Annotated in this window: 6 protein-coding genes; 2 read left to right on the top strand and 4 right to left on the bottom strand. The window is 68.1% G+C overall.

Features of this window, described 5'->3' with window-relative positions; translation table 11 throughout:
* Positions 1-16 precede the first annotated feature (16 nt).
* Positions 17-934, bottom strand: coding sequence for a hypothetical protein (locus tag D187_RS40405; protein ID WP_155893941.1), 918 nt, complete (start codon positions 932-934; stop codon positions 17-19).
* Positions 935-1,151: 217 nt separating this feature from the next.
* Between D187_RS40405 and D187_RS40395 the strand changes: the two genes are divergently transcribed.
* On the top strand, positions 1,152-2,177 hold the full coding sequence (locus tag D187_RS40395) for an aldo/keto reductase (RefSeq protein WP_002626113.1): 1,026 nt from the start codon (positions 1,152-1,154) through the stop codon (positions 2,175-2,177).
* Positions 2,178-2,180: 3 nt separating this feature from the next.
* On the opposite strand, the gene D187_RS40390 is transcribed toward D187_RS40395, so the two are convergent.
* Both D187_RS40390 and D187_RS40385 read right to left on the bottom strand, forming a co-directional pair.
* A complete protein-coding gene (locus D187_RS40390; protein ID WP_020918608.1) occupies positions 2,181-7,478 on the bottom strand; it encodes a trifunctional serine/threonine-protein kinase/ATP-binding protein/sensor histidine kinase in 5,298 nt (1,765 codons plus the stop codon).
* Between the two features lie 293 nt (positions 7,479-7,771).
* Positions 7,772-8,344, bottom strand: coding sequence for a TetR/AcrR family transcriptional regulator (locus D187_RS40385; RefSeq protein ID WP_002626111.1), 573 nt, complete (start codon positions 8,342-8,344; stop codon positions 7,772-7,774).
* Positions 8,345-8,438: 94 nt separating this feature from the next.
* On the opposite strand from D187_RS40385, the gene D187_RS40380 reads away from it, so the two are divergent.
* Positions 8,439-9,443 (top strand): NADP-dependent oxidoreductase, encoded by a 1,005-nt coding sequence (locus D187_RS40380; RefSeq protein WP_211241634.1) that lies wholly within the window; start codon positions 8,439-8,441, stop codon positions 9,441-9,443.
* A 130-nt stretch (positions 9,444-9,573) separates the two neighbouring features.
* On the opposite strand, the gene D187_RS40375 is transcribed toward D187_RS40380, so the two are convergent.
* Positions 9,574-10,899: an FG-GAP repeat domain-containing protein gene (locus tag D187_RS40375; protein ID WP_002626109.1), complete on the bottom strand. Its 1,326-nt coding sequence runs from the start codon at positions 10,897-10,899 to the stop codon at positions 9,574-9,576.
* Positions 10,900-11,086: the final 187 nt, after the last annotated feature.

The raw sequence follows: 11,086 nt of genomic DNA, 5'->3' as shown, positions 1-11,086 counted from the left end.
GCCTCCTGGAGAGGGCTCAGGGCCCGGGAGGCGGCGCGGGCTCGGGCCCGGGCCCGCCTCGGGCTTGCTCCCACAACCCGCGCGGCAGGACGTCGCTCCACTCTCCATAGGCCTCCACGGGAATGCCGCTGTGGAAGAAGCCGCGCAGGGCCCCCTTGAGGTTCATCCAGAAGCTGCCCACCGTCTGCGTGAGCCAGTGGACATCGCTGTACGCCTGGAGGTAGCCAGCGGCGTCGATGCGCGGCGCCCCCGAGCGAACCTCCAGCACCACGGCGAGTTGGTGGCTCTCCGCCCCGACGCGTTCCGACGACGAGGTGTCATCCAGGCGCCAGCGCGCGCCCGTGCCCTGGAGGATTTCCGTCTCCACGCACATACGGCTGGCCTCGTAGACGAAGGGCCCCACCTGCCCCTTCGCGTAGAGCCGCGCGCCCACCTCGTCGGCGAGCATCGAGGGGGACACCGGCAGACGAAGCCCCACCTTGGCGCTCGCCTCGAACTGCAGCTCGCCGCCGAGTTCGGCCTTCGCCATCACCTGAGTGCGCTCCTCCGGCAGGAGCTTCACCACGCGCAAGGCGTCCCACGTGGCTGCCTCGGCGCGGAAGTCCACGATGCACTCCACCCGCGAGAAGCCCTGGTCTCGCTTGGGAAAAAGCGTGAGGGGGATGCCCACGAGCCACAGCGAGCAGCCGGGCGTGGGTGACACGTCGACCCCCTCATAGGGGCGCACGGGCAGGCGCTGGTGGAAGGCGACGAGCTCGCCCCGGAGCTGCTCGCGCAGGCGATCCATGAGCTCGCCTGGCGGAGGGCCTCCGGCGCGGCTCGGGGGCTGGCGCCAGGCAGCCTGGACGGCTTCATCCAGCAGCAGTTCGGAGTGCGTCGGCGCATGCAGGGAGACGAGCTCCCGCAGCGCTCGGGTCATCTGCGCCTCGCCCATGGTTTCCTCCTGGGAGGAACCTGGGAGTGGAGCCGCGCGCGTGCCAGGGTCCCCCGAGGGCGCGCCCGGTGCCTCGCCTTCCTGCTGGCTCAGGATCACGTCCAGTCCTCGGGAGAGAAGCAATACGTCCCGGTCCCGCCGCACGGCAGAGACAGCACGGGCTTCGTGCTGCTAAGGGCTGCGCTCCACGAGTTCTGTTGAGACACGGAGGCGCACGATGGAGTACCGCAAGCTGGGACACAGCGGGCTGAAGGTGTCGAGCCTGTGCCTGGGGACGATGACGTTCGGCGAGGCGTCCGAGGGCTCGATGATGCACGCCGTGGGGGCCGACGAGAAGACGTCCTTCGCCATCATGGATCGCGCGCTCGAGGCGGGGATCAACTTCTGGGACACCGCGAACGTGTACGGCAACGACGGCCTCACCGAGCGCGTGCTGGGCAACTGGTTCGAGCGCTCCCAACGGCGCGACGAGGTGGTGCTGGCCACCAAGTTCCGCTTCCGCATGGGCAAGGGCCCCAACGACACGGGCGCTTCGCGCTACCACCTGCGCTCCGCGGTGGAGCAGAGCCTGCGCCGGCTGAAGACGGACCGCATCGACTTGTACCAGCTGCACATGCAGGACATCGACACGCCCGAGGAGGAGACGCTGCGAGCGCTGGAGGACCTGGTGCGCCAGGGCAAGGTGCTCTACATCGGCGCGAGCAACTACGCGGCCTACCGGCTGGTGGACAGCCTGTGGACGAGCAAGACGCAGAACCTCTCGCGCTTCGTGGCGCTGCAGGCGCAGTACAGCCTGGTGGCGCGCGAGCTGGAGCGCGAGCACGTGTCGGTGTGCGAGCAGTTCGGCCTGGGCATCCTCCCGTGGTCCCCGCTGGCGGGCGGCTTCCTGTCCGGCAAGTACCGCAAGGGGCAGCCCCCGCCGGAGGCCTCGCGGCTGGCGAAGTGGAAGGACCGGTTCACCCAGTTCGACACCCCGCGCAACTGGCGCATCCTGGACGCCGTGGACGCGGTGGCCGCCGAGCTGAAGGCCTCGGCCTCCCAGGTGTCGCTGGCGTGGCTGCTGCGCAAGCGCGCCGTCACCTCGGTCATCTTCGGCGCGCGCACCGTGGCGCAGCTCGACGACAACCTGAAGGCGGCGGAGCTCGAGTTGGATGACGCCCAGTTCAAGCGCCTGGACGAGGCGAGCGCCCTGGAGCTGGGCTACCCCTACGACTTCATGCAGCGCGTCCAGGGCCGCTGGTAGGCCCTAGGCGAGCGGAAGCTCCAGCGTGGCCACGGCGCCCTGGCCGAGGCCCGCGCTCTCCAGGGTGAGGCAGCCCTTGAGCAACTGCGCCGCCAGGGCGCTCGAGTGCAGCCCGAAGCCGTGGCCGTCCTTGCGCGTGGTGAAGCCGTGCGTGAACAGACTCCCCATCAGCTCCGGCGCGATGCCCACTCCATCATCCGCCACCTGGATGCGCGCCACGTTGCCCTCGGCCGCCAGCCTCACCCAGAGGTTGCGCCGGCCCTCGGGCACTCCGTCCAGCGCTTGTTTCGCGTTGCTGATGAGGTTGATGAGGATTTGCAGCACCTTGTGTTTGTCCATCTTCACCCGGGGCAGCTCCGACACCTCCCGATGAACGGTGACGCCGTGACGCCGTAGGGACGCCAGCTGGATGCGCAGCGCGTCGTCGATGAGCTGGGACAGCTCGCACTCCTCCGTCATCAGCGCGTTGCGCGCATAGGTCTGCTGCACCTGGACGATGGCGCGGATGTGCTCGATGTGCCGGTTCATCATCGCCATGTCCTCCATGAGGCGCGTCTGCTCGCGCATCATCTCGTCGCCGAGCGCCACCAGGTATTCCGGCATCTGGCCACCCCGCGGATCCTTCGTCAGGAAGTCCGCCAGGGCCTCCCGGTGCGCCAGCAGCAGGGCGCCGGCCTGCCTCACCCGGCCCACACGCAGGGCGCCCACGGCCTTGCTCATCACCTCCATGTTGACGACGGCACTGGTGAGGACATTGCCCACGTTGTGCAGCACGTTGGAGGCCACCTCCGCCATGCCCACCTCGCGCGCGGTGTCCACCAGGCGCGCCTGGGCTCGCGTGAGTTCGCGCGTGCGCTCTTCCACCCGCCGCTCCAGCTCGTCATTGGCGAGGCGCAGCTCCGTCCGGGCGCGCTGCACGTCCGCGTACAAACGCGCGTTCTCGATGGAGATGGCCGCCTGCGAGGCGAGGTGTCCCAGCAGCGCCAGGCGCGCCGGACTGAAGGCGTTGGTGGCCAGGTCGTTCTCCAGGTACAGCGCCCCGGAGAACACCTCCTGCCTCAGCAACGGCAGACACAACACCGAGCGTGCCGCGCTGCGCGCCAGGTACGCATCGGAGGAGAACGCATGGGGCTGGGAGGCATCCCCGATGAGCACGTGTTCGCGCATGCGCCGGACATAGGAGAGGAGCGTCCACGGCAAGTCCTGGGCGCCGCCCCCGTCCAAGGGCACCAGGGCCCCCTCCGGCGAGGTCTGGAAGAGGGCCGCCACCGAGAGCGTGTTCTCCCCACCGGGCAGGAGCAGGGCGCCTTTCTGCGCGCCCGCGTTCTCCATCGCCGCCCGCATCAGCGCCGTCACCAGGCGCTCCAGCTCTATCTCGCCTGAAACGGCCTGCTGCGCCTTGACCACCGTGAGCGCGTCGAGGCGCGTGGAGTCCGTGCTGCTGGTGGTCAGGGCGTCCTGGGAGCCACGCGTGGACATGAGCTCCGGCCACTGAGACTCCAGGTGCTGGACCTTGGCCCGAGCCCCCCACTGCTGGTAGGCCGCCCGGGCTTCTCGCGCGAAGGCGTGGGCGACGATGGGTGCCTGGCGCGTGCGCCAGAAGCTCGCCGCCAGCTCACTGGACAGCCCCACGTACTGGGTGGCCCCGTTCTCCCGGGCCACGCGGATGGCCTCCTCGTAGGCCCGCGTCGCCGCCTCCGAGCGCCCATCGAGGCGGGCCCGCTCCGCGAAGACGAGCCGCTCGAGCGCGCGGAAGTTCTCCGGGCAATTCTCCGCCCACTCCGAGAGCTGCTGGTGGTGCCGCTCGATGGCCTCGAGCCACTCCCGCTGCTGCTCGGGCGGGGCCTCCTCGAAGCACGCGGCCAGGGTCAGGGCGCGGAAGAAGTGGCCCTCGCGATTGTCCAGGGAGCCGGAATTGGCCCACATCAACCCGGCCATCTGGTCCGCGGCTTCACGGGCTTCCCCGTAGGCGCCGCACATGAAGCGCGACTGCATCTTGAGGACCCAGTAATGGCAGCGCGTGCTGCCTGTTCGCTCGGGCGTCATCCGCGCCTCGTAGGCCCGTTCATCGAAGCCCTCCCCGCTCAGGGTGGAAAACGACAGGGAGTGGCCGCGCAGCTGCTGCACGTAGCGTTGACCCACGAGGAGCCAGTCCTGGGGATCCACGAAGCCCGTGTTGCGCAGGTACTCGGCGCGCACGAGCGACTCCTGGTAGACCTCGTCCAGGGGGTGTCCCATGGCCAGACGGTTGGTGACGAGGTAGACGCTGCTGTAGGCGGCGGGCCCGACGCTACCCACTTGAAGCGAATGGTTCAGGCCTTCGAGGGCGATTTCCTGCGCTCGGGCGAGGGGTTGGACCCAGTAGCTGCTGCACTGCATGCCGAACAGCACCGTCCCCCGGAAGGCGGACAGGTTGTAGCGCTCGACGAGTCCGAGGGCGAGCCGTGCGAAGGCGAAGCCTTCCCGGTAGCGATTGAAGAACCAGCCGGAGCTGATGCCGAACCAGGCATACCCGTTCACGGCGGCGTCCACGAAGCCGTGGCGCAGGGTGAGGGAGACAAGCCGGCTCATGATGATGATGAGCAGGTGGGGGTCGGTGGATTGGGCGCCGGTGAAGAGCATGAAGAGGGCGACGACGGCCAGCTTCATGTCCGGGTCGGTCATGGGGGGCAACTCAATGAGGCTCTCGATGGGACGCTGCCCCAGCAAGGTCCACACCTCCTCATGGGCGGCCACGGCCTCCTCCCAGGTGGGATGCGACGACACCGGCATGCCCAGCAACGACAGGCACTCCAGCAGGTAGCGCATTCCCTCCAGGAACTCACCCGTGGCGAGGTGGATCTCCTGCCACAGGAAGTAGACGGCCACGGTGTCCGCGCGAGTGCGTGCCTGGGAGAGGAGTGGCTCGCCGAGACGTTGTGCCGCGGAGGGGTCGCCGTTCATGAGCTCCACGCGCGCCTGGGCCAGTCGAACCTGGAAGGCCAGGGCGTAGTCCGTCTCCCAGGGGTCCGCGGGAATGAGCGCGAAGGCCGTCGCGAAGTAGGTGCGAGCGGGGCGCAGCGCGAGCGCGGCCCGGGCCTTCCTGCCCGCCTCGGCGTTGAGTCGCGCGAGCAGGTGGCGCTCGGTGGGGTCCTCCATCAGCGCCACCCCGGCGTTGAGCTGGCTCACCACCTCGAAGAGCGACTCGCGCACTTCTTCCGGGGACAGGCTCGCGAGCAGCAACCGGCCGATGCGCAGGTGCACCTCCTGGCGCTCCGTCTCGGAGCTGAGTGAATGCGCCGCCTGCTGGATGCGGTCGTGCAGGAAGCGGAACTTCTCCACCCCCACGCGCCCCAGCATGCCTTCACGCAGCGCGGGCTCGAGGCCCTGCTCCACCTCCTCCACCTCGGACAGCTCCGAGAGGATGCCCAACATCTGGAGCGAGAAGACGCTGCCCGCGCACGCCGCCAGCCGCAGCAGATTCTGCGTGCCCGGGGGGAGCTGGTGCAGCTTGCCCACCAGGAAGTCGACGATGTTCTCCGAGTAGCCCCGGGCACGGACCCCTTCGGCATCCCATCGCCACCCGCCCTCCGGCAGGCGCATGATCAAGCCATCCTGGTGGAGCGTCACCAGCAATTGCAGCAGGAAGAAGGGGTTGCCCCCCGTCTTCTCGTGCACCAGCACCGCCAGGGGGGCGGCCACCTCCCGGCCCGCTCCCGGGAGCGTGTCGCCCACCAGTTGCTCCACCTGCGCCACGCTCAGCGGCTCCAACCGGACGTCCGTGAGACGCGCCCCCGCCTCGCGCACCCTCTCCAACATCGCCATCAGCGGGTGAGAAGGGCTCACTTCATTGTCCCGGTAGGCGACGAGCCACAACACGGTGGGGCCCCCCGGCCGTGACAACATCTGCTCGAGCAGCCACAGGCTGGAGGGATCCACCCACTGCAAGTCATCCAGGAACACCACCGCCGGGTGCTCCTTCGTGTAGAACACCGACACGAACTGGCGCACCACCCGGAAGAAGCGCTGCTGCGCCTCGCTGGCGGGCAACTCCTGGAGCGCGGGCTGAGGGCCCACGAGCGCTTCCAACTGGGGCACCAGGTCCACCAGCACCTGTCCCTGCCCTTCCCAGGCCCGGTTCACCTGCTCGCGCCACCTCGCGAGTTCTTCCTCGCTCCTCGCGAGCAGTTGCTGCACCAGTGCACGAAGGGTCTGCGCCAGGGTGGTGTAGGGAATGTCCCGCTGGAACTGATCGAACTTGCCACGCAGGAAGAACCCGCGCCGCTGCACCACGGGCTTGTACAACTCGTGCACCACCGAGGACTTGCCGATGCCCGAGTACCCGCGGATGAGCAGCAACTCCGGCTGGCCCGTGCGCGCCACCCGCTCGAAGCCCTCGAGCAGGGTGCTCACCTGCGTCTCACGCCCGTAGAGCCGTTGCGGCAGTTGGAAGCGCTGGGGCGCGTCCTGGGTTCCCAACGGGAACACCTCCTGGGTGCTCCGGCTCGACGTCTCGTCGCAGCGCTCCAGGTCGGCCTTCAAGCCCTCGGCGCTCTGGTAGCGCTCCTCGGCCACCTTGGCCAGCAGCTTCATGACGAGCGCGGACAAGGCCGGCGACACCTGGGGATTCAACTCGTGGGGCGGCTTCGGGTTGTGCGCCAGGTGCGCGTGAAACCACTCGAGCGCGTCCTTCGCTTGGAAGGGCCTGCGCCCCGTGAGCAGCTCATAGAAGGTGATGCCCAGGGAATAGAAGTCCGTGCGGTAGTCCACCGCGCGGTTCATCCGTCCGGTCTGCTCTGGCGACATGTACGCCAGCGTCCCTTCGATGAGGTGCGCGGGCGCCGCCTCCAGGCGCTCCACCTGTTGCAGCGTCGCCAGGCCGAAGTCGATGAGCCGTGCCTCTCCGGATGGCTCCAGCATGATGTTCGACGGCTTGATGTCCTTGTGGATGATGTCGCGGTTGTGGACCTCGGCCAGGGTGGAGGCCAACGAGCGCGCCAGGCTCAGGAACCGGGAGATCTCCATCGGCTGACCGCTGGACTCGGACAAGGGCTCGCCTTGCACCCGCTCCAAGAGCAGCACGGGCCGCTCGTGGATGCGCTCACAGGAATAGGCCCTGGCCACCCCACGCACGTCCTGGAGTCGCCGCAGGAGGACGAACTCCCGTCGGTACCGCTCGTTCTCCCTGGCGCCGGGCGAGGAGGACATGGGCGTCTTGAGGATGACGGGGACGCCATCGGCCTCGCGCACCGCGTGGAACAGCACGTTCGAACCCGTCGCGCGCAGCGTGCCGAGAATCCTGAAACCCGGGATGTCCAACATGAAGAGGTGTCCTCGTGGCGGGAGTCGCTCCTCGGGGAGGCGTGGCGCCAGCACACCGAATCGTATGCCGCCCCAGGTGGGGCGTAGCGAGAGGAAGACGACCCGCGCCACCTGGGCGCAAGCCGTCATGGCATCCCGACCTTCGGCCGCCTGCCTCACCTCCCCTCGTGGTTCACCCAGCGTAGGGGGCGGCATGCTCCGCCAGGCTCAGCCCTCGTGACCCCGGTACCACGCCACGAGCCGGGCGAGCCTCTGCTCCAGGGGGCACGGGCCAACTCGCGCTCCATCGGGCTTCACGTCCGATCGCGATCGGACCCTGCTCGCTCCGTCAGGATCGCGCTCGCGATGATACCGAAAAGATGATCGGCGCGTTGCGCGAGCGCGGCCTGGTCTCCGAGCCACGCAAGCGCTCCGATCAGTGCGAACAGGTCCGTGCCGTCCATGTCGGGTCGAGCCAGGCCTTTGTCCTGAGCGCGGGCGAGAAGCCGCGCGCCTGCCGTGCGCATCGTGACGCACGAAGCATGGAGAGCAGAGTCCGGGTCGGCGATGGCGGCCATCATCGACTCCGTCACTCCGCGATAGTTTCGCGAGACCGTCACGGCTTCGCGCAGCCACGACACGAGGGCGTCGCCGGGGGACCTCGACGTTTCGAGTTCGCCTGCCCTCGTCGTCAGCTCGTCGAAGCACACGCGGAGCAAGGCTTCCAGCAACGCCTCTCGCGTCGGGAAGTGACGGTACAACGTGCCGAGCCCGACGCCGGCTCTGCGAGCGATGTCGCGCAGCGACGCGTCGGCGCCCTGTTCGGTGACGACTTCGCGCGCGGCGGTGAGCAGCTGATCGTAGTTCTTCTTCGCGTCGGCTCGCATGACCTCGACTTGACAAGCGGAGCGGTGCTCCACATATACGGAGCACTGCTCCGAATCCAATAGCGCATCTTTCGCGAAGGGGAAAGCAATGTCGATGAAAACGATGAAGGCGATCCGGCTCCACGAGTTCGGTGGCCCTGAAGTGCTGCGTTACGAGGATGCGCCGAAGCCCGAGCTGAAGCCGGGCGAGGTGCGGGTCCGCGTCCACGCCACCGGCATCAATCCCCCCGACTGGTATCTGCGCGAAGGCTACAAGTCGCTGCCGCCCGATTGGCGGCCGCAGGTGCCCTTGCCCGTCATTCCGGGGTCTGACGTCTCCGGCATCGTCGAGGCCGTCGCCGCGGACGTGCGGGGCTTTTCGGTCGGAGACGAGGTTTTCGGCATGATCCGTTTTCCCAGCTTCGGGGGCAGCCTCGCCTATGCCGAATACATCTCCGCGCCCGCGTCGGATCTCGCCCTCAAGCCGACTGCCATTGAGCACGTCCATGCCGCGGGTGCCCCGATGGCGGGGCTCACCGCGTGGCAGTTCCTGATCGAACTTGGGCACGACGCAGCCAACCCGTTTCAACCGGAGAGGCACCGCCCGGTACCTCTCGACGGCAAGACCGTGCTCATCAATGGTGCCGCGGGCGGCGTGGGGCACATCGCGGTGCAACTGGCGAAGTGGAAGGGCGCCCACGTCATCGCGGTCGCGTCGGGCAAGCATGAGGCGTTCCTGCGCGATCTCGGCGCCGACGAGTTCATCGACTACACCAAGGGCCCGCCCGAGGACGTCGCGCATGACGTCGATCTCGTCCTCGACACCCTTGGCGGTCCCACGACCGGCCGTTTCCTGCGCACCCTCAAGCCTGGCGGCGCTCTCTTTCCGGTGTACCTGGGCTTCTCCGACGCGGAGGAGGCCGCGAAGCGAGGTGTGACGGTGTCGATGACGCAGGTGCGCTCGAACGGGGCTCAGCTCGCGAATCTCGGAGCCTTGCTGGACGCCGGCACGGTTCGCATCGCGATTGACAGCACGTTTCCGCTCGCGAATGCGCGCAAAGCGCATGAGCGCGCCACCCAAGGGCACATCCAAGGGAAGATCGTTCTCACGGTCGAGTGAGGGCAAGGCGCGGAACAGCACCTCGCGGCAGTCGCTCCACCTCGGCGTGTGGCGCACGCACCCCATCAGGTGCGGCGCGCGCGCGGTCATCGCCGTCGTCGCGGGCGGTCCCGTCCGGGGCGCTCGTGCACTAGCGCAGGCACTTGCCGTGGAGCGTCACGAGCCCGTTGTTGTAGTCCGCGATGGCGATATCACCGCAGCCGTCTCCGGAGAAATCACCGAGCGCCAGACCCTGCGGCGCGTAATGGCTCGCATACGGAATGGAATAGAGCATCTCCGGCCGCAACGCCCCGGCTTCCTGGAGGTAGACGCCCACCTTGAACCATCCACCGTGCAGCACCACGACGTCGTCGTCTCCGTCCTTGTCGATATCCGCGACCTGGACGGACTCGGGGATGTCGTAGGACGAGATGGCCGTGGGGCCGACGAGGTTGCCGTTGGCGTCTTGCACCATGAGCCACAGGACCGTCGGACTGTTGCCGGGCTTCGACAACACCACGTCGGTCCGTCCGTCGCCGTTCACGTCACCGAGTCCAATTCCACCGGTCAGCACGCTCTGCCCCATGAAGTAGCTGTTGGGGGTCGTGCCGAGGGCGCTGGTGCCATCATGCAGGTGGACCGAGAGGTTCGGCACGGCGTAGAGCTGCCCGGACATGACGGCGAGGTCCGGGATGCCGTCGCCGTTCAGGTCACCGACTTCATGGTCATTGTAGCCCGCCGCCTTCGTGGCGAACGGGACGATCCGCGAAAAGGCCCCGGTGCCGTCGCCGTGGAAGAGGGAGGCGCCGCGGCTCCAGCCCAGGGAGATGATGTCGAGCTTGCCATCGCGGTTCACGTCCGTGGCGGCGAGCGTGTCCGCATCACGGTCGGCGACCACGACGGCGGGCCGGAGGCCACCTGTCGCCTTGTCCGCGAGCAGGACACTGATCCCCGACCCGTGACCGACGACGACGTCCAGACAACCGTCCCTGTTCAGGTCCGCCAGCGCGATTCCATTCCGAGTCGCGGTGGCCGCGTAGGGATACGACACCGGCGCGCCGAGGCCACCACCCGCCTGCTGAGGGAAGACGAAGACGCGGTAATCATTCGCGGCATCGAAATAATAGGTCGTCGTCATGACGACATCGGGGCGCCCGTCGCAGGTGACATCACCGATCGCCACCGCCTCCGGCGAGCTGCCGACGGGACGGCTCGTGTACGCGCCGAGGGAGAACTGGACACCCACGAGGCTGCTCCGAAGGGCCGAGTCCGGCGACGAGTTGGAAGCTTCAGGCGCGGGGGAGCCCGAGCCGTCGCGATAGCGCATGGGCCCCTCCGCGCCAACGAGCGCTCTGCCATACACATCCATGGGCGTGTCGTGGAGAGGCACCGCGCCCTGATTGACCGGGGCACCTGATTCATCGCACCCCACGGACAACGCCATCGCCACCAGACAAGACACCGCGTATTGACGCATTGATGTTCTCCTTTGCCGCACATCAGCGGGAGTAAGCGCTTATAACCCGGGATGGTGACAAAAAACCTCGGAGGTGGTGTCTCGGAAAGGCGTCAAAGAACTCCGGAAGTTGTCAGGCCTCCCGCACCTCGGCAAGGGAGAGCGCGCCTTCGTGAGCTGCTCCAAGCGTTTGTGAAGGGAGCGTGGC

It is taken from the genome of Cystobacter fuscus DSM 2262 (genome assembly GCF_000335475.2).
Lineage (GTDB): Bacteria > Myxococcota > Myxococcia > Myxococcales > Myxococcaceae > Cystobacter > Cystobacter fuscus.
Note: the sequence above shows the minus strand (reverse complement) of the source record. Positions and strands in the feature narration are given on the sequence as shown.